We start from the raw sequence: 26,547 nt of genomic DNA, 5'->3' as shown, positions 1-26,547 counted from the left end.
TGCTTGAGAAAGTGAGGTTGCAACATGAGTAACGATGATAAAGATATGGATGACTGGGAAGCAGCAATGGCTGAACAGGAAGCTGCTGAAGATGAAGAAAGTGGCGAATCAGGAGCCGGTGAAGGCGCAGGAAAGTCGTCCAGTCATTCTGGTATGGATAACGTGCAGACTGCTGAACTCGAAGAACTGAGTGAAGATAAGCCGGTAACCGAGGAAGAAAAGCGCAAGCTCGACGCCATTCTCGATATTCCGGTTACCATTTCTATGGAAGTGGGTCGTAGCCAAATTAGCATTCGTAATTTGCTGCAATTGAACCAGGGCTCTGTGGTGGAACTGGAACGTGTTGCCGGTGAACCACTGGATGTACTGGTTAACGGCACCTTGATTGCGCATGGCGAGGTGGTTGTTGTTAATGATAAATTCGGGATACGCTTAACCGATGTTATTAGTCAGATTGAACGTATTCGTAAGCTTCGCTAGTTTGGTGCTGTTGCCCTCTGCTGCCAAGGCGGAAGAGAAAGCTGGCATTATTTCAGGCAATGACATAGGCGCCATGGTTTTGGCGCTTTTTGCCGTTTTAGCGGTGATTGTGGTTTTAGCCTCGCTGTTAAAACGCTTTAACCTCAAGTTTCAGGGCGCATCTGGTCTGAAAGTACTGAGTAGCGTGTCTTTAGGGCCCAAAGAGCGGCTGGTCATTGTGGATGTTGGGGGGCAGAAATTGTTACTTGGTGTCACTCAGCAACGCATAGAATGCCTGAAAGAGTTGCCAGGCGATATCAACCTGGAAGGAAAACAAGAACAATGAACCGCTGGTTGCTGCTTTGTATTTTAGCCGTGTTGTGTTTGCTGCCTGAGCAGGCTTTCGCCTGGCAGGATCTTACTGCGGTTACGGTAAAAACAAACCCCGATGGTAGTGAAGAGTACTCTGTAACGCTGCAAATTTTGGCGATAATGACGGCGCTGACCTTCATTCCCGCTATGGTCATTATGATGACCTCATTTACCCGAATTATTATCGTTTTAGCTATTCTGCGTCAGGCCATCGGTCTGCAACAGTCGCCTTCTAATCAGGTGCTACTGGGCATCGCGCTGTTTTTAAGCTTTTTCATCATGACGCCGGTTTTAAACGAAATAAATGACAAAGCGTTACAACCCTACTTAAATGAAGAGATACAGTCGATGGAGGCGGTCGACAGAGCAAAAGCGCCGATAAAAGCCTTTATGCTGGCGCAAACACGCTTAACCGATTTAGAAACCTTTGTCGAAATATCAGGAACCGAGGGCGTGCAAGAGCCGGAGGACGTGCCTATGTCGGTGCTTATTCCGTCCTTTATAACTTCCGAGCTAAAAACCGCCTTTCAAATAGGCTTCATGCTGTTTATTCCGTTTTTGATTATTGATTTGGTGGTCGCCAGCGTTCTCATGGCCATGGGTATGATGATGCTGTCGCCCATGATCGTATCGCTGCCGTTTAAACTCATGTTGTTCGTGCTGGTTGATGGCTGGAGTTTAACCATGAGTACCCTGGCCGGAAGTTTCGGGGTTTAGGAGGCAATATGTCACCGGAAATGTTTCTCGACATTTTCCAGGAAGCTTTGAAAACCATAGTGATTATGGTGGCTTTTATAATTATTCCCGGACTTTTAGTGGGTCTGGTCGTTGCGGTTTTCCAGGCAGCTACCTCTATCAACGAGCAAACCTTAAGCTTTCTGCCCCGCCTACTTGTCACTCTTGCCGTTATTGGTCTTGGTGGACACTTCCTGACTGAAACCGTAATGGACTTCACTATCGAGATGTTTAACCGGATACCTGAAGTGGTCGGCTAATGGATCTGGTGACTTCTGTTCTGCTCGAGTGGTTGGAACAACACCTGTGGCCGCTAACACGGGTGTCATCAATGATCATGAGTATGGCACTGTTTTCCGGCACCATAGTGAACTCCCGCGTCAAAATCTTTTTATCTCTTGCCATTATTATGGCCGTTTCACCTGCTTTGCCGGAAATTAATGCGGGCGTTGAAATGATGTCGGTAGGCGGTTTCTTAGTTACAGCACAGCAAGTCGTTATTGGGGTTGCCTTAGGGTTGCTTTCCATTTTGTTCCTGCAAACATTTGTTCTGGGTGGCCAAATTATTGCCATGCAAATTGGTTTGGGTTTCGCCTCTATGGTTGACCCCACCAACGGCCAGCAAGTGCCGGTTATTGCACAGTTCTTTTTAATGTTAGCCAGTCTGGTTTTTCTCGCGTTCGACGGGCATTTATTAATGATTCATATGGTTGTTGCCAGTTTTGACGCAATACCTGTGGGTATGACCGGGTTGGATGCCGACGCTTTATTTGCGGTTGCGGAGTGGGGCGTTTACATGTTCTCGGCGGCCTTAACGGCGATGCTTTCGGGGGTCATTGCGTTGCTGCTAATTAACTTAAGCTTTGGGGTTATGACCCGGGCGGCTCCACAGCTGAACATTTTTGCTATTGGTTTTCCTATTACTATGGTCAGTGGATTAGTGGTTGTGTGGCTAACCATGGGCGGCTTTATTTTTCACTTCGAAAACCAATGGGCGCGGGTTGTACAAACCATGTGCGAGATATTGGGTAGTCAATGTGCTTAAATCGACTTTCTCTGACAAAGGGCAGTAAGCATGGCTGAGACTGATCAGGAACGTACAGAAGACCCCACGGAGCGACGAAAACAGCAGGCCCGCGACAAAGGCCAAATTGCTCGCTCCAAAGAAATGGGAACCGGCTTTGTATTGGTGAGTGCCGCAGTTTCGTTTTTCTGGTTCGGTGGTGCTTTGTACCAGGGCGTGCGTAACGTTTTTGAAATTATGTTTACGCTTGACCGACAGCACGCGTTTGACACCAGCAAAATGTATGAAGCCTTTGCCATTGCCTTTGGTGAAATTCTCTGGCCAATACTGACCATTTTTGCCTTTATTGTGGTGTTTACCTTTCTGGGGAACAGCTGGTTGGGTGGCATTAACTTTTCCGCTCAGGCAATGGCACCTAAATTTAACCGGATGAATCCGCTTAATGGATTTAAACGGATGTTTGGTGTTCAGGCATTGGTGGAGCTGATAAAAGCCATAGCTAAGTTTATGGTGGTAGCCGTTTCTGCATACTTTCTGCTTAAGTGGAAATTTGTCGACATTCTGCAAATGTCTATGGGGCAGATGCCGACCATGATTGAAAACGCGCTGGACACCTTACTATGGATGTTCCTGTTGTTGTGTTTGTCGATATTTCTTATTGTCGTTATTGATGCTCCCTTCCAGGTATGGAAACACAATAAAGACTTAAAAATGAGTAAGCAGGAAGTCAAAGACGAACACAAAGACACGGAAGGGAGTCCGGAAGTTAAAGGGCGTATTCGTCGCTTACAAATGGAAATGGCAAATCGCCGAATGATGCAGGAAGTGCCTAAGGCCGACGTTGTTGTAACTAACCCTACCCACTATGCTGTCGCTTTAAAATATGACGACGGCGGCGTACAGGCTCCGGTTCTTCTTGCAAAAGGAACCGATGAAACTGCTGCAAAAATTCGTGAAATTGCTCTGGAATATGAAATTCCGCTGGTTGCTTCGCCGGGGCTTGCCCGCTCAATTTACCATACCACCGAGCTGGAAAAAGAAATTCCGAAAGGGCTGTTCGTGGCCGTGGCACAGATTCTTGCGTACGTATATCAATTACGAATGTTTAAGAAAGGACAGGCGAAACGTCCGAAAAAACCACCTATGGATAAAGATATTCCGGACGATTTACGTTACTAACCAGCCTGATTACAATGTAATTGGACTTGCATAATTTGCGCGTTAAGACGGGCTGCTATATCATTCGCCACCATTCGTGCCGATATCGGCAGTGGCAAATTTGGACTAAGCAGTTATGGCTAAACTTTCTTTGTGCCTGGCACAGCTGGACTTTACGGTTGGTGCCATTCACAACAACACCGCCCTAATTTTAAAGACGCTGCGTGAGCAGGGTGAGCAACACGACATTATTGTGTTCCCCGAGCTGGCTATTACCGGTTATCCGCCGGAAGACTTATTGTTCCGCGATGACTTACACCAGGCGGTGGATAACGCCGTAGAGCAAATCAGCGCAGCAGCTTCAGATTGTGTGGTTATTGTCGGTCACCCTCAGGCTGTTGGCGGAGAGTTGTTCAACGCTATGTCCGTTCTACACAGGGGAGAATGCCTGCACCGCTACTTTAAACAGCGTCTGCCCAATTACGGTGTTTTTGATGAACAACGTTACTTTATTCCGGGCCATCAGAGTCAGGTGTTTGAATGGCAGGGCGTGCGCATTGGCTTACAAATTTGTGAAGACTTGTGGCATCCGCAACCCTTACAACAATTATTGGATGATGACATTGATCTGGTGCTTTCAATTAATGCTTCTCCGTACGAGTTAAACAAACACGAACAGCGCTTAGGTGTGTTGAAACAGCGTGTGGCAGAAGCCGGTAAACCCATTTTGTATTTGAATAATTGTGGTGCGCAGGATGAGCTGGTGTTTGATGGCCATTCACTGGTTTTAGATGCAGAAGGTGAGCTGGTTGCCGAACTACCGCACTGTGAAATGACCACGGCAAGCGTAACTTACGAAGACAAAGGTATCCGTTGTGTCGGTTTTGAGCCTAAGGCTGAACAAAACGACTTGGCTCATGTATACGACGCTCTGGTGTTGGCGGTGCGTGACTATGTGACCAAGAATGGTTTTTCTGGTGTGGTATTAGGCTTGTCAGGTGGAATCGATTCCGCATTAACTTTGGCGATAGCAAGCGACGCTCTGGGAGCCGATAAGGTTCATGCTGTTATGATGCCGTTTCGTTATACTTCAGATATGAGTCTGGAAGATGCAGAGAAGCAAGCTGATACCTTAGGTGTTCGCTACGACGTTGTGCCAATTGAGCCCATGTTTAATGAGTTTATGACTCAGTTGGGACCGTTATTCGGAGAGACCGAAACCGATACCACCGAAGAAAACCTGCAGTCCCGCTGTCGCGGTGTATTACTTATGGCTTTATCCAATAAAACCGGTTCGCTGGTGTTGGCTACTGGCAACAAAAGTGAAATGGCGGTGGGTTATGCAACCTTATATGGTGATATGTGTGGCGGTTTTGCGCCTATTAAAGACATTCCTAAGTTGCTGGTTTATCAATTGGCCGAGTTTCGTAATACTCGGGGTGCCTGCATACCTCAAAGGGTTATAGACAGACCGCCTTCTGCTGAACTCGCACCCGATCAAGTGGATTCTGATTCGCTACCAGACTATAGCGATTTAGATCGCATTCTGGCATTGTATGTAGAGAGAGACTGGTCGGTAACCGATATTATCGCGGCCGGATTTGTAGAGGAAGACGTGCGCCGGGTGGTTCGCCTGGTTGATCTAAATGAATACAAGCGTCGCCAATCTGCAGTTGGGCCTAAAGTGACACCTCGTAACTTTGGTAAAGATCGTCGTTACCCTATTACCAGTCACTATCGCCATGAATTACAGCGACAAGGTCAATAGGATAAATACTGATGAAAAAAGTTGAAGCCATTATTAAGCCGTTTAAGTTGGACGACGTGCGCGAAGCGCTGTCTGAAGTCGGCATTGCCGGTATGACTGTGTCAGAGGTAAAAGGCTTTGGTCGTCAGAAAGGCCATACCGAACTTTATCGTGGCGCGGAGTACATGGTCGATTTTCTACCAAAAGTAAAACTGGAAGTTGTGGTTGCGGATAGTGAAGTTGAGCGTTGTATTGAAGCCATTATGGAAACCGCTCAAACCGGAAAAATTGGTGATGGGAAAATTTTTATCACTGAGATTGAACGTGTTATTCGTATTCGTACCGGAGAGGAAAACGAAGACGCGGTATAAGCTACCGCGTCATTCTTTGTAAGAACCTAGCGTGCTGAGACTAACTGATTCTCAGGAAAGTTTGCTCTCAGCACCTTCATTGCGTCTTCACGCAATTCAGGCAGCTCCAGCTGATCATAACTTTCTACCATTATAGCTAAGGCATTTTCGACTTCCGGTGTGTCTGAAAAATGCTCTAATACATACCGACCACGGTTAGCTGCGGCTAAGTAAGCCTGACGCTCCATGTAGTATTGTGCAATAGCCAGTTCTTTTTTAGCCAAACGACTTTTCAATGCAATTAAACGCTTTTTCGCATCTGCTGCATATTCGCTTTTAGGGTACTTGCGAACTAACTCAGCAAAATCTTTAAATGCCGCCTGGGCCATAGACGAGTCACGGTCAGAGCGGTCAACGCCAGCCAGATTATGTATGGCATTGTGCTCAGCACGCTGATTAACCAACCCGCGCATATAGAGTGCGTAATCGACATCTTTATGATTTGGGTTCAGGCTGATGAAGCGATCGATTGCGGCTAAGGCTTCGTCTGTATTATCGAGTTTGTAATGCAGATAAATAAGGTCTAGCTGAATTTGATGAGCAAAAGGACCAAAAGGGTAACGCTTGTTCAGGCTGGACAATTGTTCCTGCGCCAAATTCAAATTACCATTAGCCATACTCTCCTGAGCCTGGTCATACAGATATTCTATTTGTGTTTTCGACACTTGTTCTTCATCTGATTGGCTTGAGCAGCCCGCTAACATTAATCCCAGAACCGATGAGAAAACGAGGCTTCGGCTTAACTTATTACTTAACATATTATGAAGGATTCCCTTTATTTTTTTGGCGCTGCACCGGCAAACCGTTACACTAGCATATTCTTGCATTCTAACGCAGCCGTAAAGGCTTTGACAGTCGAAACCCAATATATGAACAAAAGCATTGAATTAGAAGCCATTGTTACCGAGTCTCTGGCTGGAAAAAGATTAGACCAGGCACTTGCAGAGTTGTTCCCTGACTACTCAAGGTCTCGCTTAAAAAGCTGGATAACTGATGGAAAAGTGACCATTGATACAAAAGTCATCGAAAAACCGCGAGAAAAAGTGGTCGCCGGTGCTTTAGTTGCAGTGGACGCAGAAATTGAAGGGGAAGAGCGGCACGCAGCACAGCCGGTGGAACTGGATATTGTTTATGAAGATGACGATATTCTGGTTATTAATAAGCCTGCGGGCTTAGTTGTCCATCCCGGAGCAGGAGCGCCTGACAGAACCTTGCTGAACGGTTTGTTGCATTATGATCCGCAGCTCGATTTAGTGCCGCGGGCGGGTATTATTCACCGTTTAGATAAAGACACAACAGGACTGATGGTTGTTGCGCGTAATGTGCCCGCACAGACGCAGTTAGTCTCAATGATGCAGGATCGCGATATTACTCGCGAATATGAAGCAGTGTGTAATGGTGTGATGACAGCCGGCGGCATGGTTGACCAACCTATCGGTCGTCATCCGACAAAACGTACGCATATGGCGGTGGTGCAGTCGGGGAAACCGGCAGTCACGCATTATCGTGTGTTAGATCGCTACCGTGCGCATACATTACTTCGTCTGCGTTTAGAGTCCGGCCGAACTCACCAGATTCGCGTGCATATGGCGCATATTCGCCACCCCTTAGTCGGTGACTTGACCTACGGCGGCCGACCGCGTCCGCCCAAACAGGCTGAAGATCGTTTATTGCAGACGTTGCGAGGGTTTAACCGCCAGGCGCTGCATGCGGCATCGTTGGGCTTACATCATCCCATTACCGGCGACTGGCTGGAGTTTAATGTTCCACGGCCAACCGATTTTCAATATTTAATTGAAGAACTGCGCGTTGATCATGAACGTTTCAAGTCAGCATGACGGCATTATAGTTCCTGACTGGCAGCTGCCGCCGAATGTTCATGCGGCAGTGACCACCAGAGCTTTTGGGAACCTGGCCGCGCATGTCGGAGATGACCCCGCTGCGGTTCTTCTGCGTCGCCGACAATTGCAGCGCTCACTCAAATTACCAACCGCGGTTACCTGGTTGCAGCAACAACATACCAATAAGGTTTTGCGTTGGCCTTTTAAGTCTGCTGTTGCGGATGCTGTCTATAGCGACGATCCCCAGAGTGTCTGTGCGGTTTTAACCGCAGACTGTTTGCCTATTCTTTGCTGTTCGGACGACGGAAAGGAAATTGCAGCAGTGCACGCAGGTTGGCGAGGTTTAGCCAGCGGGGTATTACAAAATGCTCTGGCAAGCTTTAAAACCCCTGCGGCTAACATTCGCATTTGGATAGGACCGTCTATCGGCGCTTCGGCTTTTGAAGTAGGTGACGACGTAAGAAATGTGTTCGTTGCACGTCATTCATCTAATGCGGAATATTTTATTTCTCACTCCGGTAAATGGTTAGCCGATTTAGCCTCAATTGCAGCGGACGAGTGTTTGCGCGCGGGCGTTGAGGATATAACCAAAAGCAGCGAATGTACTGTTCGTAATAACCGAAGCTGGTACTCGTGGCGCAAGGAGAAAGCTGCAGCTAGATTTGCGTCAATTATTTGGCGAAATTAATTTTAGTCACTTGAAAATGCGCAAAAAGTACCCACATTTAACTTAACGAAAGAATTAAGTGAGGAAGTACCAATGCGACACGATAAATTTACCAGTAAGTTTCAGATGGCAATTGCCGATGCTCAGTCAATTGCTCTGGGACGTGACCATCAATTCATAGAACCCGTCCATTTAATGCAGGCACTGTTGGATCAAAACGGTGGCTCAGTGCGCCCTTTATTTACCATGCTGGGTGTGGACATTCCCCAGTTCAGAGCGAACTTGTCGAAAGCCCTGGATGCCTTACCTCAGGTTGAGGGCACCGGCGGTGACGTTCAGTTATCGCAGAACACAGCTCAACTTTTAAACCTGTGCGATAAATACGCGCAAAAAAGAAATGATTCTTATATCTCGTCTGAACTGTTTTTGCTGGCTGCGGCAGAAGACAAAGGCAAGCTGGGCGATATTTTCCGTCAGCAGGGCATAAAACGTGATGCGTTGGAAAAAGCCATTAACGACATTCGTGATGGCGAAAAAGTGGATGACCCTAATGCCGAAGACAAACGTCAGGCGCTGGACAAGTACACCATTGATTTAACTGAACGTGCGGAGCAGGGCAAGCTTGATCCTGTTATTGGCCGTGATGAAGAAATTCGCCGGACTATTCAGGTATTGCAGCGCCGTACTAAAAACAACCCGGTACTTATTGGTGACCCCGGTGTCGGTAAAACCGCCATTGTTGAAGGGTTAGCTCAGCGTATTGTTAACGGCGAAGTGCCTGAGGGTTTAAAGCATAAACGAGTATTGTCTCTGGATTTAGGGGCTTTATTAGCGGGAGCTAAATTCCGCGGCGAGTTTGAAGAGCGACTCAAAGCCGTATTGACTGAGCTGTCTAAAGAAGAAGGTCGCATCATTTTGTTTATTGACGAAATGCACACCATGGTCGGTGCTGGTAAAGCGGACGGTGCGATGGATGCCGGCAACATGTTGAAGCCAGCTCTGGCTCGTGGCGAGCTGCACTGTGTTGGTGCTACTACGCTGGATGAATACCGTCAGTATATTGAAAAAGATGCGGCGCTGGAACGACGCTTCCAGAAAGTTTTGGTGGAAGAGCCAAACGTGGAAGACACCATTGCTATTTTGCGTGGTTTGAAAGAGCGCTACGAACTGCACCATTCGGTGGAAATTACCGATCCGGCTATTGTGGCCGCGGCGTCTTTATCGCACCGTTATATCAGTGATCGAAAACTGCCGGATAAAGCCATCGACTTAATTGACGAGGCAGCATCAAGTATTCGTATGCAAATTGACTCTAAGCCAGAGGATCTTGATCGCCTGGAGCGTCGAATTATTCAGTTAAAACTTGAACGTCAGGCGTTGCAGAAAGAAAAAGATGATGCCAGCAAAAAACGCTTGGAAATTCTGCACGACGAGCTGGACGAGCAAGAACGTAAATATGAAGAGCTGGAAGAAGTCTGGAATACAGAAAAAGCGGCAGTACAAGGTACTCAACATATTAAAGCGCAGCTAGAGCAGGCTCGCACGGATATGGATATTGCCCGCCGCGCCGGTGACTTAAACCGGATGTCAGAACTTCAGTATGGCCGGATTCCTGAACTGGAGCGACAACTGGATTTAGCCTTGCAAGCCGAAATGCAGGATATGAGTTTGCTGAAAAACCGGGTTACTGAAGAAGAAATTGCTGATGTACTGTCACGATGGACGGGTATTCCGGTTAACAGAATGCTCGAAGGCGAGCGTGAAAAGCTGTTACATATGGAAGAGCAAATCCACAGTCGGGTAGTAGGTCAAAATGAGGCCGTAGAAGCGGTTTCAAATGCTATCCGTCGTTCACGTGCGGGACTAGGTGATCCGAATCGTCCTATTGGTTCATTCTTGTTCCTTGGTCCAACCGGTGTGGGTAAAACTGAGCTCTCTAAAGCCTTGGCGAATTTTATGTTTGATACCGACCATGCAATGGTGCGTATTGATATGTCCGAGTTTATGGAGAAACATTCGGTTGCCCGTCTGGTTGGTGCGCCTCCTGGCTATGTTGGCTACGAAGAAGGTGGCTATTTAACCGAAGCTGTACGGCGTAAACCGTATTCGGTGATTTTGTTGGACGAAATAGAGAAGGCTCACCCCGATGTCTTTAATATCTTATTACAGGTATTGGACGATGGCCGCTTAACCGATGGTCAGGGACGTACGGTCGATTTCAAAAATACCGTTATTATCATGACCTCTAACCTAGGTTCTGATTTAATTCAGGAGCATGCCAAAGAGCATACTTATGAGCAGATGAAGGCCGAGGTCATGGAAGTGCTGGCGCATCATTTCCGTCCTGAATTCATTAACCGTGTGGACGAAACCGTTGTTTTCCATCCTCTTGGGGAAAGTGAAATTAGATCTATTGCGCAGTTCCAGTTGCAGCTCCTTTATAAGCGCCTGGAAGACAAAGACTATCAGTTAGAACTGGATGATAAGGCTTTATCTCATCTGGCAAGAACGGGATTTGATCCGGTATTTGGGGCGCGGCCTCTGAAACGTGCTATTCAACACGAGTTGGAGAATCCTTTAGCGCAAAAAATCTTGTCAGGGGAACTTGAGCCTGCTAAACCGATCAAAGTAAGTGTTGAAAATGAGCGGTTAGTGATCACGCAGTAACCACACAGGGCTTCGGGCATTTCCTGTTCGAAGCCCTAATGTGATAACCTGACTACTTTCTATTTAGTGACTAAAGAGTGTTTTATACATGAGTAATGACAGCTCAAATACCAATGGTAAGAGCCGCGGTATCTATTTACTGCCAAACTTGTTTACGACTGCAGGCTTGTTTTCAGGCTTTTATGCCATAGTCGCGTCAATGAACGATCGCTTTATTGAAGCGGCAGTCGCAATTTTTATTGCAATGGTTTTTGATGGGCTGGACGGCCGGGTTGCAAGAATGACCAATACCGAAAGTGACTTCGGGGCTGAATTCGACAGTATGGCCGATATCGTCTCCTTTGGTATGGCACCGGCCTTGGTCATGTATAACTATGCCTTGGCTGATCTCGGAAAAATAGGTTGGCTAGCAGCCTTTATTTTTGTGGCTGGCGGTGCATTACGGCTGGCGCGGTTTAATACTAACCTTGGCTCCTCAGATAAAAACTTCTTTCAGGGTCTGGCAATACCGAGCGCGGCGGCTATTGTCGCCGGTTTAGTTTGGGTGGGTGCTGAGTACGGTGTTGAAGGTAGTGACATGGGTGGCTTTGCCGCTGTTATTACTATTTGTGCTGGCCTGCTAATGGTCACGAATTTCCGTTATCACTCTTTTAAAGACGTTGACTGGAAAGGCAAAGTCTCATTCCTTGTTATTCTGGTTATTGTTTTGGTTTTCGTTATTGTTGCGACGCAACCATCTTTAGTGCTGTTCTCAATATTCTTCTTATATGCCTTATCGGGTCCGGTATTAACCATCAAGAATGTAAAAAAATTGAAGTTAGGTCATGTTGTTGGTGACGATGACGAAGATGACGCCGACTTTAATGACAATAAAGAGACTAAAAAAGAAGCAGAAAAAGCCGAGAAAGAAGATTAAACTAGCAAATTGGTGAAGTTCTGAGCAAACGATCAAATAGGTTCTAAAAAGATCTTGCAAGGCTCAGTGAGATCACTATAATTCGCCGCCGTTGTCATGAGTTATCTGCAAAGTGTATTTGCAACAAATTCCGACAACGGCGTTTTGTTTTAACCGGGCTGAAAAAGCTGAAAAAAATGGGTTGACGAAACGAAAGGGACGTGTAGAATACGCCTCCCTGCTTCGAAAGAAGCAACGCTCTTTAACAATTATATCAAGCCAAGCAAACTGTGTGGGCACTTGCAGAAGTTAAGCAAAACGAAATATTTGTATTGCAACTTTTGAATGAGTGTTCAGCAAGGTTTCGCAAGAAACCAAGCAAAAACGCGTAATTCATTGAGTTGATTGAACTACTTTTAATTGAAGAGTTTGATCATGGCTCAGATTGAACGCTGGCGGCAGGCCTAACACATGCAAGTCGAGCGGTAACAGAGAGAAGCTTGCTTCTCTGCTGACGAGCGGCGGACGGGTGAGTAATACTTGGGAATTTGCCTTTAGGCGGGGGACAACCACGGGAAACTGTGGCTAATACCGCATAATGTCTACGGACCAAAGTGGGGGACCTTCGGGCCTCACACCTAAAGATGAGCCCAAGCGGGATTAGCTAGTTGGTGGGGTAAAGGCTCACCAAGGCGACGATCCCTAGCTGTTCTGAGAGGATGATCAGCCACACTGGGACTGAGACACGGCCCAGACTCCTACGGGAGGCAGCAGTGGGGAATATTGCACAATGGGGGAAACCCTGATGCAGCCATGCCGCGTGTGTGAAGAAGGCCTTCGGGTTGTAAAGCACTTTCAGCGACGAGGAAGGGTGTTGTGTTAATAGCGCAGCACATTGACGTTAGTCGCAGAAGAAGCACCGGCTAACTCCGTGCCAGCAGCCGCGGTAATACGGAGGGTGCAAGCGTTAATCGGAATTACTGGGCGTAAAGCGTACGTAGGCGGCGTGTTAAGCAAGATGTGAAAGCCCCGGGCTCAACCTGGGAATTGCATTTTGAACTGGCATGCTAGAGTCCTGAAGAGGGTGGTAGAATTTCCAGTGTAGCGGTGAAATGCGTAGATATTGGAAGGAATACCGGTGGCGAAGGCGGCCACCTGGTCAGAGACTGACGCTGAGGTACGAAAGCGTGGGGAGCAAACAGGATTAGATACCCTGGTAGTCCACGCCGTAAACGATGTCAACTAGTTGTTCGTGTCATTAAGACGTGAGTAACGCAGCTAACGCACTAAGTTGACCGCCTGGGGAGTACGGCCGCAAGGTTAAAACTCAAATGAATTGACGGGGGCCCGCACAAGCGGTGGAGCATGTGGTTTAATTCGATGCAACGCGAAGAACCTTACCATCCCTTGACATCCAGTGAATTTTTCAGAGATGGATTAGTGCCTTCGGGAACACTGAGACAGGTGCTGCATGGCTGTCGTCAGCTCGTGTTGTGAGATGTTGGGTTAAGTCCCGCAACGAGCGCAACCCTTATCCTTAGTTGCCAGCACGTAAAGGTGGGAACTCTGGGGAGACTGCCGGTGATAAACCGGAGGAAGGTGGGGACGACGTCAAGTCATCATGGCCCTTACGGGATGGGCTACACACGTGCTACAATGGCGCATACAAAGGGCAGCAAGCCAGCGATGGTTAGCGAATCTCATAAAGTGCGTCGTAGTCCGGATCGGAGTCTGCAACTCGACTCCGTGAAGTCGGAATCGCTAGTAATCGTGGATCAGAATGCCACGGTGAATACGTTCCCGGGCCTTGTACACACCGCCCGTCACACCATGGGAGTGGGCTGCACCAGAAGTGGTTAGTTTAACCTTCGGGAGAACGATCACCACGGTGTGGTTCATGTACTGGGGTGAAGTCGTAACAAGGTAGCCGTAGGGGAACCTGCGGCTGGATCACCTCCTTACAAAACAGCTTATCTTTTGTGTACACAAAAAATTGCGTCCTGCATTTTTTGTCTACCTCACATCCGTGTGAGTAAGTGTCCACACAGTTTGCAGGCTTGATATAGACAGAGAAGAAACTGGGTCTGTAGCTCAGCTGGTTAGAGCGCACCCCTGATAAGGGTGAGGTCGGCAGTTCAAGTCTGCCCAGACCCACCATTTCTGCGGTTATGCTGCGTTGTTCGGGTACTCGCATACTGATGTATGCTTTGCACCCTCTCGCCTTGCCTAACCTTGAAATTCCCTTATCGGGGTGTGTGGAAAACCCATTACGGGGCCATAGCTCAGCTGGGAGAGCGCCTGCCTTGCACGCAGGAGGTCAGCGGTTCGATCCCGCTTGGCTCCACCATTTCTTCTCTTCGTAACCGTTAGCGTTAAGCACTCTTTAATAAGAATGTTTACCGGTAACTTAGTGTTACGTGCTCTTTAACAACATGAAAAGCTGATTGTAATATTAAAAGTAAGAAATGCCACTCTACTTGAACAAACTGATTTGGTAGAGGCGTATCGAACTTGTGTACAGCGAGAACAAACAATCTTGGTCACGTATGCCAGACACCTTCGGGTTGTATGGTTAAGTGACTAAGCGTACACGGTGGATGCCTAGGCAGTTGGAGGCGATGAAGGACGTACTAACTTGCGATAAGCCATGATAAGCCAGTAAGAGGCACTTGAGTCATGGATTTCCGAATGGGGAAACCCACTCTGTTTACAGAGTATCCGGCACTGAATCAATAGGTGCCAGGAAGCGAACCCGGAGAACTGAAACATCTAAGTACCCGGAGGAAAAGAAATCAACCGAGATTTCCCCAGTAGCGGCGAGCGAACGGGAAGCAGCCCTTAAGCTTAACTTGTGCTAACAGAATCCGATGGGAAGCGGAGCCACAGACGGTGAGAGCCCGGTATGTGAAGGTGCATGATAAGTGAAATCGAGTAGGTCGGGACACGTGATATCCTGACTGAATATGGGGGGACCATCCTCCAAGGCTAAATACTCCCAACTGACCGATAGTGAACCAGTACCGTGAGGGAAAGGCGAAAAGAACCCCGGCGAGGGGAGTGAAACAGAACCTGAAACCGTGTACGTACAAGCAGTAGGAGCGGGTTCGTCCCGTGACTGCGTACCTTTTGTATAATGGGTCAGCGACTTATATTCTGTAGCAAGGTTAACCGTATAGGGAAGCCGTAGGGAAACCGAGTCTTAACTGGGCGTTGAGTTGCAGGGTATAGACCCGAAACCGGGCGATCTAACCATGAGCAGGTTGAAGATTGAGTAACATCAATTGGAGGACCGAACCCACTTATGTTGAAAAATGAGGGGATGACTTGTGGCTAGGAGTGAAAGGCTAATCAAGCCCGGAGATAGCTGGTTCTCCCCGAAATCTATTTAGGTAGAGCCTCGGACGAATACCATTGGGGGTAGAGCACTGTTTGGGCTAGGGGGTCATCCCGACTTACCAACCCCATGCAAACTCCGAATACCAATGAGTACTATCCGGGAGACACACGGCGGGTGCTAACGTCCGTCGTGAAGAGGGAAACAACCCAGACCGCCAGCTAAGGTCCCGAAGTTATGGCTCAGTGGGAAACGATGTGGGAAGGCAGAGACAGCTAGGAGGTTGGCTTAGAAGCAGCCATCCTTTAAAGAAAGCGTAATAGCTCACTAGTCGAGTCGGCCTGCGCGGAAGATGTAACGGGGCTAAGCCATACACCGAAGCTGCGGCTGCATACTTAGGTATGCGGGGTAGGGGAGCGTTCTGTAAGTGGGCGAAGGTGGTTCGAGAGGACTGCTGGACATATCAGAAGTGCGAATGCTGACATGAGTAACGATAATGGGAGTGAAAAACTCCCACGCCGGAAGACCAAGGTTTCCTATCCCATGCTAATCAGGGTAGGGTAAGTCGGCCCCTAAGGCGAGGCGGAAACGCGTAGTCGATGGAAAACAGGTCAATATTCCTGTACCGATGTTCATTGCGATGGGGGGACGGAGAAGGCTAGGTGAGCCGGGCGTTGGTAGTCCCGGTGAAAGTGCGTAGGCTGAGGACTTAGGTAAATCCGGGTCCTTAAGGCCGAGACACGAGACGAGTACCCACGGGTGCGAAGTCATTGATGCCATGCTTCCGGGAAAAGCCTCTAAGCTTCAGATGAACATTGACCGTACCCCAAACCGACACAGGTGGTCAGGTAGAGAATACTAAGGCGCTTGAGAGAACTCGGGTGAAGGAACTAGGCAAAATAGTACCGTAACTTCGGGAGAAGGTACGCCACTGGTGGTGATTGACTTCGCGTCATGAGCTGCTGGTGGTCGCAGTGACCAGGTGGCTGGGACTGTTTATTAAAAACACAGCACTGTGCTAACACGAAAGTGGACGTATACGGTGTGACACCTGCCCGGTGCCGGAAGGTTAATTGATGGGGTTAGTTTTCGGACGAAGCTCTTGATCGAAGCCCCGGTAAACGGCGGCCGTAACTATAACGGTCCTAAGGTAGCGAAATTCCTTGTCGGGTAAGTTCCGACCTGCACGAATGGTGTAACCATGGCCACGCTGTCTCCACCCGAGACTCAGTGAAATTGAAATCGCAGTGAAGATGCTGTGTACCCGCGGCTAGACGGAAAGACCCCGTGAACCTTTACTACAGCTTGGCACTGAACATTGAACCTACATGTGTAGGATAGGTGGGAGGCTTTGAAGCGTTGGCGCTAGTTGACGTGGAGCCATCCTTGAAATACCACCCTTGTATGTTTGATGTTCTAACATAGGCCCCTTATCGGGGTTGTGGACAGTGCCTGGTGGGTAGTTTGACTGGGGCGGTCTCCTCCCAAAGAGTAACGGAGGAGCACGAAGGTTGGCTAAGTACGGTCGGACATCGTACGGTTAGTGCAATGGCAGAAGCCAGCTTAACTGCGAGACAGACACGTCGAGCAGATACGAAAGTAGGTCATAGTGATCCGGTGGTTCTGAATGGAAGGGCCATCGCTCAACGGATAAAAGGTACTCCGGGGATAACAGGCTGATACCGCCCAAGAGTTCATATCGACGGCGGTGTTTGGCACCTCGATGTCGGCTCATCACATCCTGGGGCTGAAGTCGGTCCCAAGGGTATGGCTGTTCGCCATTTAAAGTGGTACGCGAGCTGGGTTTAGAACGTCGTGAGACAGTTCGGTCCCTATCTGCCGTGGGCGTTTGAGAGTTGAGAGGAGCTGCTCCTAGTACGAGAGGACCGGAGTGGACGAACCTCTGGTGTTCGGGTTGTCACGCCAGTGGCATTGCCCGGTAGCTACGTTCGGAATCGATAACCGCTGAAAGCATCTAAGCGGGAAGCGAGCCTCAAGATAAGCTGTCACTAGCACTTAGAGTGCTCTGAAGGGTTGTTGGAGACTACAACGTTGATAGGCGGGGTGTGGAAGCGTAGTAATGCGTTGAGCTAACCCGTACTAATTGCCCGTGAGACTTAACCATACAACACCCAAGGTGTTTGGGACGTTACGCACAAGCGAGCGACTGTACCGAATAAGTAGCCTGATGTTCACATCAGGTGAGATAGTGAATTCAACAGAGTGGCTTTTACTTAAAAAAGCAGTCAGTTTTTACATGTTGTGACAGTTTATGTCTGGCGGCCATAGCGGTGTGGCACCACCTGAATCCATTCCGAACTCAGAAGTGAAACACACCAGCGCCGATGGTAGTGTGGGGTCTCCCCATGCGAGAGTAGGTCACCGCCAGACTTTTATTCTAAGAAGCCCTCAGCTCACGCTGGGGGCTTTTTTTATGTCTGAATTCTCCTTTCAATCAGCTACGACCAAAGTCCTATTCCCCTTGTTAACAATTGCATTTACATTTGTTATCGACCTAAAACAATAATGTTGAACAACTGGAGGGGACGTTATGGCATTCGAAAGCGAATCCCATGCCAAAGCGTATTGGAAAGAAAACCTCAGCTTGATGCTCAAGCTGCTAATTGTATGGTTTGTCGTTTCCTATGGCTTTGGAATTATATTGGTGGACGTGCTTAACGAAATCACTTTCTTCGGCTTCAAGCTGGGATTCTGGTTCGCACAGCAAGGCTCCATTCTGACTTTCATCGTGCTTATCTTCATTTATGTGAGAGGCATGGCCGCGTTAGATAACAAATACAATGTACACGAGGACTAAGGCGCTATGGATATTCAAACGCTCACCTTTATAATCGTCGGCCTGACTTTCGCGCTATACATAGGTATTGCGATTTGGTCACGTGCCGGCTCAACTAATGACTTTTATGTAGCAAGCGGCGGAGTTAACCCTATTGCCAATGGTATGGCAACGGCCGCTGACTGGATGTCAGCTGCTTCTTTTATCTCAATGGCGGGTATCGTAGCCTTTGCTGGTTATGATGGCTCTGTTTACCTAATGGGGTGGACTGGTGGCTATGTTCTATTAGCTATGTGTCTTGCTCCTTATTTACGCAAGTTTGGCAAGTTTACTGTTCCTGACTTCATCGGTGATCGGTACTATTCTCAAACGGCACGTACCATTGCAGTTATCTGTGCCATCTTGATCTGCTTTACTTACATTGCAGGGCAAATGCGAGGTGTTGGTGTCGTATTCTCCCGCTTCCTGGAAGTTGACATCGCAACCGGCGTTATCATTGGTGCGATAATCGTATTCTTTTATACCGTATTGGGTGGTATGAAAGGGATAACCTACACTCAGGTAGCACAATATATTGTATTGATGTTTGCTTACATAGTGCCTGCGGTATTCTTGTCTTTAATGATGACCGGTCACGTACTGCCGCAGACGGGATTTGGCGCCACAATAGCTGACGGGGTTCCAGGCTCGGGACAGTTCTTACTTGAACGACTGGATGGATTATCGACCGAGCTAGGTTTCGCCGAATACACTGAAGGTGTGCGAAGTAAAGTTGATGTGTTCTTCATTACTGCAGCATTGATGGTAGGTACCGCTGGTCTGCCTCACGTTATCGTGCGTTTCTTTACAGTACCGAAAGTACGTGATGCACGCCGTTCAGCTTTCTGGGCTCTGACATTTATTTCAGTGGTTTACTTAACAGCACCGACTATTGCTTCGTTTGCTAAAGTAAATATTTTCAACACCATCAATGGCCCAGACCTACAAGGTGTTGAATACGATAACGCCCCAAGCTGGATTAAAAACTGGGAAAAAACAGGTCTTATCACGTGGGAAGACAACAACAACGACGGCAAAATGTTTTACTCAGGTGATGAACGCAATGAAATGACCATTGACCGTGACATCATGGTATTGGCGAATCCTGAAATTGGCGAATTGCCGGCCTGGGTTGTCGCTTTGGTTGCAGCAGGTGGTGTTGCCGCAGCACTTTCTACGTCAGCAGGCCTTCTACTGGTTATATCAACCTCCGTTTCGCACGACTTACTGAAACGAAATTTGGCGCCGAATATAACGGATAAGCAGGAGTTGTTATATGCCAGGGTTGCAGCTGCGACGGCAATTGTCATCTCAGTCTACTTTGGTATATACCCGCCCGGCTTCGTGGCGCAGGTGGTCGCTTTTGCCTTCGGCTTAGCCGCAGCAAGCTTCTTCCCTGCGATAATCATGGGTGTATTCCATAAACGTATGAACAGCACAGGAGCGATAGCTGGTATGGTTGTGGGTATACTGTTTACCTTCAGTTATATCGTGTACTTCAAGTTCGTCGCTCCCGAGCTGAATACTCAAGAAAACTGGTTATTCGGAATTTCCCCTGAGGGTATTGGGACCTTAGGCATGATCATCAACTTTGTTGTAGCAGTTGTCGTGCATAAGTTTACTGGTGACGCTCCGGAAGAAATTCAGGAACTGGTTGAGTCTATACGGTATCCAAAAGGGTCCGGTGAAGCTAAGCCTCACTAACGAGATGTATCCTAATTGAAGCCCAGCCTAGTGCTGGGCTTTTTATTGACTAACTCAAGTTAATACACAAAACTGAAATTTGCTTCTCTATAAATTAGGATTAGCCATGGAAGTTAATTCATTTCTAAAAGACTGCCCTCCTTTTGATACGTTAGCGGAAGAGCAAAGAAGCTGGGCTGTATCGCAGTTGCCGTCGGTTTATATGAATGATCAGAACTGCAACGATATATTAAAAGATATGAAGCCGGCTCTGTTCATCGTGCGCTCAGGTGTTTTTGATTTAAGAGGGGCAGACGGGCGGCTGATAGAGCGTTTGGAAAGCGGCGATTTGTTTGGCTATCCGTCTTTGCTATCAGGCCGTGAAGTGGTTAATAAATTACAGGCGATAGAAGACGGTATTGTTTATGTGTTGCCACAGTCGGCGTTTGATCGGCTTCGCAATGTGTCAAAATCTTTCGAGCAGTACTTTATAAGGGCTCATGGTCAACGTTTATTAACGGAACAAAAAAGTGATGACGGCACTGATAGTGACTGGAGTGAGCAGACAGTTGGCAGTGTTGTGTCCATGCCTCCGGTTAGTTTATCCAGCAGCACGTCAGTGCAAGAAGCGGCTAAGTTAATGGCTAGCCATGGTATATCGTCTGTTTTGGTCGTTGATGACACCCAATTGGTCGGTATTTTAACGGACAGAGACTTAAGAAACCGGGTAGTGGCTGAAGGCTTACCGCTGGATGTGCGCGTTTCGTCGGTAATGACACAACTGCCGGAATCGGTTTACGAAAATCGCTCGTTAATGGATGCGTTAACCACTATGACCTCCAGTAATATTCATCACTTACCGGTGGTTAATGACCAGAACCAACCCGTAGGGATGGTAACGGCAACCGACTTAATTCGTCAGCAACGCAGCGATCCAGTCTTTCTGATTAGTGCCATTCGTAAGGCAGGTAGTAAGTCTCAATTAATAGAGGAAGCGCAGAAGCTTCCGGAATATCTACAGACCTTTGCCAGCCGCGTAAAGCAAACATCTGTTTTAGGTCGGCTTATGGCATCGGTTACTGACGGCATGACACGTCAGCTAATACAGCTGTATGAGCAGGAAAACGGCGCCGCACCAGCCGCTTATAGCTGGTTAGCATTTGGCTCACAGGGCAGAGAAGATCAAACTTTAAGTTCAGATCAGGACAACGGTCTTTTGCTTAGCAATGGTTTGTCCGATAAGCAAAAAGACTGGTTTGCCGGTTTAGGAAATTACGTCTGCGAAGGGTTGAATGAGTGTGGTATCCCATCTTGCCCCGGAAATATTATGGCATCTAATCCTGAGTGCCGGGGGACCATTAACCAATGGAAGGAACGTTTCCGGAACTGGATTGAAAGCCCGACACCAAAAGCACTTATGTATTGTCAGATATTTTTTGACAGCAGGCCGGTTGTTGGCCCGGGGAAATTTTATCAAGAATACCGCGAACAGATTGCGAGCTTAGCGAAGAATGAAATGTTTCTGGGAAATCTAGCCATTCTGGTTAACCGCATAGCCGTACCTTTAGGGTTGTTTAACCGCTTACGCACAGAGGATACCGATGACGGCGATACCATAGATATTAAACGTTACGGCATTGCATTAATTAATGATATAGCACGTATTTACTCATTGCAGGCCGGAATTACGTCACCAGGCACTGCTGCACGTTTAAACGCGTTAAAAGGTAGCCGCTTGTTAAATCGTCGCGATAACCAGTCACTACTGGAAGCCTGGGAGTTTTTGACGCAGCTCAGGTTGAACCATCAGTTAAAAGTATGGGGCAGCGACAAACCAAAGAATGCCATAGACCCTGATGAACTGAGCACGCTTTCAAGGCGCCAGTTAAAGACCGCTTTTAAAATTATAAAAGAAGCGCAACAAGGCGTTGGTCTGAAGTTTAGCCGGCAAGGGTACTAATTATGTCTCAGTGGCTGCAAAAACTTGCTCATTGGTACGACAGGCGACAGAAGTTAAAACAGCCGTGGCAAAGCCTGCGATACGTGGCGCTAGACATTGAGAGCACCGGACTGGATCCGAAAAAACATCAAATTTTATCGATTGCCTGGATGAGCATTCATCCGCCTGTGATGCACCTGGGTAACGCTCAGTATCATGTTTTCGCTCACGGACAAGAGCTTGAACTCGGCCAGAGCCCGACCATTCATGGTTTAACCAGGCAAGACTTTCTGCATAGCTCCGAGCCTAAACAAACCTTTGCTATGTTAAGCCGTGCTTTGAATGATGCCGTGTTAGTTTGTCACCACAAAGGTATGGACTGGCGTTTTCTGAAACATATAGAAGCGCAGTACGGTATACCTTTTAAACCCCTGGCTATATTCGACACCTTAGCGTTCGAAAAACATAAGCTTGAACGCAACCCTCATCAACCTATTTACGGCGGCCAACTGGCTCTTAGTGCCTGTCGTAAACGCTACAACTTACCTGATTATCATGCTCACCATGCACTGACCGATACCGTTGCTTGCGCTGAGCTTTTTTTGGCGCAATGTTACGGGTTCAACATGTCTAAATCTCCTTTAAATTTGTTAATAAAAAGTATTGATTAATTCATTAAAATCAACATTTTACAATTAGTAAACATATGTGTTTTTTATAGATACATTCGTTAATTTTATTAATAAAAAAGAATGCTTAATAGGCGTCAAGGTTATTTTTTGAGCAGTCAGTTCCGGCGCTATAAGAAAAGACCTAAGTGCCTATTGAAATGAACTCCTTACAGCGTTAAAAGGTTGTTACCGAAAACGGGTGGTCGAACAATTAGTAGTCAGGCTACCATCGGTTTCAGGTTGCTTTCGCCAATCAAGCAACTCAAAAATAATGTTCCAGGGAGTAATTTTAATGAATACTAATACCTTCCGTAAAAGCGTAACAGCTTTGGCTGTTACTGCGACGTTAGGCTTTCCTGCATTTGTTGCAGCACAAGACTCAGGCGCTAACGATGTTGAGCGCATTCAGGTTACAGGTTCGCGTATTAAGCGTACCGACATGGAAACCGCAAGTCCGGTTTCTGTATTCGACGCCGAAGCTATTGAAGCTTCTGGTTTTACCACTATGGAAAACTTTATCCATAATCTTCCTTCCATGAACGGAGCCATGAACGGTTCCAGTACAAACAATGGTTCTGGCGGTTACGCAACAGCAAACCTTCGCGGTTTAGGAAGTGCAAGAACACTCATTCTTATTAATGGTCGTCGCTATGCATCAGGTGACCTGAACGCCGTTCCTATGGCTATGGTTCAGCGTGTAGAAGTTTTGCGTGACGGCGCTTCCACTATATACGGTTCTGACGCCATTGCCGGTGTTATCAACTTTATTACCAAGACAGATTTTGAAGGTGCGGAGTTTAGTGCCCAGTACGACTTAACTGGTGAAGGTGATGGTGAAACCACTAAGCTTTCAGGTGTTATTGGTACGTCAAGTGGTAAAGGCAGTGTTGTTTTGGGTCTTGAATACCAAAACCGTAATGCAATCGGTCAGGCTGACCGTGATTTTTCACGCATTCCGCTCGCTGAGAAAAATGGCAAGGCCGTCTTTGATGGTTCTACAATAAATGAGTTCGGTTCTTTTGTACCAACAGGAGAAAAGAAAACATACGTACTAGACCCTCAGACTGGTGAACAGCGTTTGTTTAATGCGCAAAAAGACGGTTATAACTACGCAACTGATTCTTACTTAAAATCACCACAAGAACTATTTACCATTAACGCGGTAGCTAATTACGATATTACTCGCGATTTACGCGTGTTCTTAGAGGGTGGTTACGCGAATCGTCAATCTAATCAGCTATTAGCGCCAACAGGTACTTTTTGGGGCGCGCCAGTTGACGCGGACTTTGAATATAATAAAACTGGAAAAGACCTATCGGTTTACCGTCGACTGACTGAAACTGGTGGCCGGGAATATACACAGGACTTCTCAGATTATCGAATGGTATTAGGTTTCGAAGGCTACCTGGATAACGGTTGGTCCTGGGATATTTCATATAATTATGCTCGTTATGTAGATACAACGGTAGAGTATAATCAAGCAAACCGTACACGTTTCAATACGTTGCTTGATGAAGAACTTTGCAATAGCGACGAAGAGTGTCCGGGAATATGGAACCCTTTCGAGGCCGATTCATTGACTGATGAAATGATGGATTATGCTCTGATTGCCAATTCTCCTGTTGTTCGTGGCACCACCAAACAGTTTATGGCGAACTTAACTGGTGACACAGGTAGCTGGTCATTACCTGCAGGCTCTATTGCATGGGCTGCTGGTGTTGAAAAACGCTGGGAATCTTATGAAAACCAACCAGACGGTGCCGCCGCGATTGGTCAGATTTATAGCACGCCAGGTATTCCATCAGAAGGCTCGTATGATGTGGAAGAAGCTTATATTGAGGTAGATGCACCACTACTGCGTGATTTACCCGGTGTACAATCTTTAGATTTATCGGCTGCTGTAAGACGTTCCGATTACAACTTCCTCGACGCACAAACTACTACTAAATTTGGTCTTGAGTACGTTCCTAAAGATGGTTTATTGGTGCGTGCAACTATCGCGGAAGGGTTTCGTGCCCCCACTATTGATAACTTGAACAGTCCTCAGGTTATTTCATTCTCTAGGTACGTTGATCCCTGCACTGAGTATGGCGACAGCAGCAATGATATTCTGGATGCTAACTGTAAGGCCGATGGGTTAGATAGTGATTTCACTCCCAAAACTAGCCAGTCAGCAACCATTTTATCTGGAAATGCAGATCTGAAACCAGAAACTTCTGATAGCTTCACGCTGGGTGTAGTTTATCAACCAGAGTTTATGGATAATTTAAATGTCGCTATCGACTACTACGATATCGAAATTGAAAACGGCATCGGCGCACCAGATATAAGCTTGATTGCTGAGCAGTGTTACACAAGTGAAAACTTTTCTTCTGCATCATGCGATTTAATTCTAGGACCAGAGGCCGTTGATACGAAAAGCTGGCCTTCTTCTGATTATCGCGATGCGCAGGGTACGTTAGCTGGTACCGATGCAACGACTCAAAACATTTCAACGTTTGAAACGTCTGGTATTGATTTTGACGTTAACTGGAATGATGAAGTTGCCGGAGGCCTTCTAAACTTGCGTCTTGATGGTACATACCTGAAGGACTATAACTATCAGGTTCAGGAAGGTGCTGCTCCCTTGGAACTCGCCGGTAATTTCGGTGCTGATTCTAACTTCGCAGGTCGTATCGCTGCTTTCTCAAAATGGCGTACTAACTTCACCGCGTCTTATAAAGTTGAGGATGTTGCTGTCACTTGGATCTCACGATTCCAATCTGGAGTTGATGATGTCAACTACGATAGCAGCGACTTGAGCAGCTCAGTAGGTAGTTACATCTACCATGACATGCAAGCGTCTTACTTCTTTAATTCAGAGACAACCTTTACGCTGGGTATTCGTAACTTGTTCGACAAGCAACCTCCGTACGTATCGAACAACAACGATATGAATACGTTGAACACCTCTTACGATACAGCGGGTCAATACTGGTATGCACGTGTTGGCTTCCGCTTCTAATAGTCTTTTTAGAGCGTTATAAAACAGCAGCCCGGCTCTTTGAGCCGGGCTTTTTTGTGGTAGCATGAAAGTATCGTTGCAGTAGTACTGGAGTGTATAACAATGAAAACAACAAAAAATCCGTGGAGTGACTATTGGCAAAAAGGTGCAAAAGCCAGCTTTTTGGATGGCAAAGCACGCCTACAGGCCTACCAAATGCGAAAATTTTGGTTTGAACGCATGGATGAAAATGAGCTTAAACAACCAATTGTGGACGTAGGTACTGGTAACGGTATTGTTGTGCATTGGTTAACAGAATATTCGCAAGAAAAAGGAAAAAAGCTGGATGTGCTGGGAATAGATTCAGCAGAGCTAAAGCCTTTTAATGATACGCTGAAGCTACACGCCGAGACGCCCTATGAAGCTTTTAAACTGCCATCGAATAAAAAAGTGGGCACTTTCGTTTCTCACTTTGGTCTTGAATATGGTGATATGCAAACCGGGCTTGAAAATTTATACCTGCAGCTTAAGCGTGGCGGGAGTGTTATTGCCTTAGTGCACTCAACCGAATCGAATATCTATAAAAATAGTAAAGCACTGTTTGAATTTATCCCTTCTGTGCTTAAACAACTTAAGAAATCGGTAATGCCGCTTCAGGAAGCTTTGTTAAAACATGGCCCCAATAATTTGCCAAAATCTGCGCTACAGGAACAACACAACCTAAACCAATTCGCTAAAAAATATGAGCGATACGGCGCTTTTCAGGCTATGAACTTCGTTCCGGCAACAAAACACGCGTTGCAGGCCGCGGCAGAGGGTAAGTCAGACGAATCGCACAGAGTACTTTCGGGTTATATCAACGCGATAAATGAACACAAAGCCCGGTTGGTTAGTTTGCTAAGAGCAACCGAGCAATTAGGTGATATAGCTAATACTGCAGCACTTTTCGAAAGCGCGGGTTTTAAAAATGTAACGGTTCAGACCGTCGCCTTTCCTGAAACGGGAGTGGTTGGTAGTTGCGTTACGGCCTCTAAATGAAAAAAACAACAAGGCTTATTTGAAGCCTTGTTTAACACTTACCAAACAATAACAACAAAATTAACACTAAAAGTTTACAACCTTTTAA

The 26,547-nt window shown here is 47.0% G+C and carries 19 protein-coding genes, 2 tRNA genes and 3 rRNA genes; 23 read left to right on the top strand and 1 reads right to left on the bottom strand.

Features of this window, described 5'->3' with window-relative positions:
- The first annotated feature begins 24 nt into the window (after nt 1–24).
- From fliN to glnB, 8 genes are all read left to right on the top strand, one after another.
- The gene (gene fliN, locus IL_RS06130; RefSeq protein WP_011234443.1) at nt 25–480 is read left to right on the top strand and encodes a flagellar motor switch protein FliN; all 456 of its coding nucleotides are present in this window, start codon (nt 25–27) and stop codon (nt 478–480) included.
- On the top strand, nt 455–805 hold the full coding sequence (gene fliO / locus IL_RS06125) for a flagellar biosynthetic protein FliO (RefSeq protein ID WP_227016386.1): 351 nt from the start codon (nt 455–457) through the stop codon (nt 803–805). Before fliN ends, fliO begins: the two co-directional genes overlap by 26 nt.
- Nucleotides 802–1,548, top strand: coding sequence for a flagellar type III secretion system pore protein FliP (gene fliP / locus IL_RS06120; protein WP_011234441.1), 747 nt, complete (start codon nt 802–804; stop codon nt 1,546–1,548). Before fliO ends, fliP begins: the two co-directional genes overlap by 4 nt.
- An 8-nt stretch (nt 1,549–1,556) precedes the next feature.
- The gene (gene fliQ / locus IL_RS06115) at nt 1,557–1,826 is read left to right on the top strand and encodes a flagellar biosynthesis protein FliQ (protein ID WP_011234440.1); all 270 of its coding nucleotides are present in this window, start codon (nt 1,557–1,559) and stop codon (nt 1,824–1,826) included.
- Entirely contained in the window at nt 1,826–2,611 is a 786-nt protein-coding gene (gene fliR / locus IL_RS06110) for a flagellar biosynthetic protein FliR (protein WP_011234439.1), read from the top strand. Before fliQ ends, fliR begins: the two co-directional genes overlap by 1 nt.
- Before the next feature lie 30 nt (nt 2,612–2,641).
- The gene (flhB, locus tag IL_RS06105) at nt 2,642–3,769 is read left to right on the top strand and encodes a flagellar biosynthesis protein FlhB (RefSeq protein ID WP_011234438.1); all 1,128 of its coding nucleotides are present in this window, start codon (nt 2,642–2,644) and stop codon (nt 3,767–3,769) included.
- Nucleotides 3,770–3,884: 115 nt separating this feature from the next.
- A complete protein-coding gene (locus IL_RS06100; RefSeq protein WP_011234437.1) occupies nt 3,885–5,516 on the top strand; it encodes an NAD+ synthase in 1,632 nt (543 codons plus the stop codon).
- Between the two features lie 11 nt (nt 5,517–5,527).
- The gene (gene glnB / locus IL_RS06095) at nt 5,528–5,866 is read left to right on the top strand and encodes a nitrogen regulatory protein P-II (protein ID WP_011234436.1); all 339 of its coding nucleotides are present in this window, start codon (nt 5,528–5,530) and stop codon (nt 5,864–5,866) included.
- 26 nt (nt 5,867–5,892) lie between these two features.
- Here the strand turns inward: glnB and IL_RS06090 are convergent, their stop codons facing one another.
- A complete protein-coding gene (locus tag IL_RS06090; protein WP_011234435.1) occupies nt 5,893–6,663 on the bottom strand; it encodes an outer membrane protein assembly factor BamD in 771 nt (256 codons plus the stop codon).
- Between the two features lie 111 nt (nt 6,664–6,774).
- Here IL_RS06090 and rluD point away from each other — a divergent pair, with 111 nt between their 5' ends.
- The 15 genes from rluD (at nt 6,775) to IL_RS06015 (ending at nt 26,459) form a co-directional block, all read left to right on the top strand.
- Complete coding sequence (gene rluD, locus IL_RS06085; protein WP_011234434.1) at nt 6,775–7,743, top strand: 23S rRNA pseudouridine(1911/1915/1917) synthase RluD; 969 nt, start codon at nt 6,775–6,777, stop codon at nt 7,741–7,743.
- Nucleotides 7,721–8,434 (top strand): peptidoglycan editing factor PgeF, encoded by a 714-nt coding sequence (pgeF, locus tag IL_RS06080; protein WP_011234433.1) that lies wholly within the window; start codon nt 7,721–7,723, stop codon nt 8,432–8,434. Before rluD ends, pgeF begins: the two co-directional genes overlap by 23 nt.
- Before the next feature lie 72 nt (nt 8,435–8,506).
- Complete coding sequence (gene clpB, locus IL_RS06075) at nt 8,507–11,080, top strand: ATP-dependent chaperone ClpB (protein ID WP_011234432.1); 2,574 nt, start codon at nt 8,507–8,509, stop codon at nt 11,078–11,080.
- Nucleotides 11,081–11,168: 88 nt separating this feature from the next.
- Nucleotides 11,169–11,996: a CDP-diacylglycerol--serine O-phosphatidyltransferase gene (gene pssA / locus IL_RS06070; protein ID WP_011234431.1), complete on the top strand. Its 828-nt coding sequence runs from the start codon at nt 11,169–11,171 to the stop codon at nt 11,994–11,996.
- A 396-nt stretch (nt 11,997–12,392) separates the two neighbouring features.
- A 16S ribosomal RNA gene (locus tag IL_RS06065) occupies nt 12,393–13,936 on the top strand.
- 119 nt (nt 13,937–14,055) lie between these two features.
- Nucleotides 14,056–14,132 (top strand) — tRNA-Ile (locus IL_RS06060).
- A 114-nt stretch (nt 14,133–14,246) separates the two neighbouring features.
- A tRNA-Ala gene (locus IL_RS06055) sits at nt 14,247–14,322 on the top strand.
- A gap of 223 nt (nt 14,323–14,545) precedes the next feature.
- A 23S ribosomal RNA gene (locus IL_RS06050) occupies nt 14,546–17,434 on the top strand.
- A gap of 150 nt (nt 17,435–17,584) precedes the next feature.
- Nucleotides 17,585–17,700 (top strand): 5S ribosomal RNA (gene rrf / locus IL_RS06045).
- The 16S, 23S and 5S rRNA genes sit together here with 2 tRNA genes alongside, the layout of an rRNA operon.
- Before the next feature lie 160 nt (nt 17,701–17,860).
- Nucleotides 17,861–18,127, top strand: a complete 267-nt coding sequence (locus tag IL_RS06040; protein ID WP_011234430.1) for a DUF4212 domain-containing protein — start codon at nt 17,861–17,863, stop codon at nt 18,125–18,127.
- Between the two features lie 6 nt (nt 18,128–18,133).
- Nucleotides 18,134–19,849 (top strand): sodium:solute symporter family protein, encoded by a 1,716-nt coding sequence (locus tag IL_RS06035; protein WP_011234429.1) that lies wholly within the window; start codon nt 18,134–18,136, stop codon nt 19,847–19,849.
- Nucleotides 19,850–19,955: 106 nt separating this feature from the next.
- A complete protein-coding gene (locus tag IL_RS06030; RefSeq protein ID WP_011234428.1) occupies nt 19,956–21,788 on the top strand; it encodes a DUF294 nucleotidyltransferase-like domain-containing protein in 1,833 nt (610 codons plus the stop codon).
- Between the two features lie 2 nt (nt 21,789–21,790).
- Nucleotides 21,791–22,438, top strand: a complete 648-nt coding sequence (locus tag IL_RS06025; protein ID WP_011234427.1) for a 3'-5' exonuclease — start codon at nt 21,791–21,793, stop codon at nt 22,436–22,438.
- Nucleotides 22,439–22,730: 292 nt separating this feature from the next.
- Nucleotides 22,731–25,442, top strand: a complete 2,712-nt coding sequence (locus IL_RS06020; protein ID WP_011234426.1) for a TonB-dependent receptor plug domain-containing protein — start codon at nt 22,731–22,733, stop codon at nt 25,440–25,442.
- Nucleotides 25,443–25,544: 102 nt separating this feature from the next.
- On the top strand, nt 25,545–26,459 hold the full coding sequence (locus tag IL_RS06015) for a hypothetical protein (protein WP_011234425.1): 915 nt from the start codon (nt 25,545–25,547) through the stop codon (nt 26,457–26,459).
- Nucleotides 26,460–26,547 lie beyond the last annotated feature (88 nt).

This window comes from Idiomarina loihiensis L2TR, assembly GCF_000008465.1.
Taxonomy (GTDB): Bacteria; Pseudomonadota; Gammaproteobacteria; order Enterobacterales; family Alteromonadaceae; genus Idiomarina; species Idiomarina loihiensis.
Note: the sequence above shows the minus strand (reverse complement) of the source record. Positions and strands in the feature narration are given on the sequence as shown.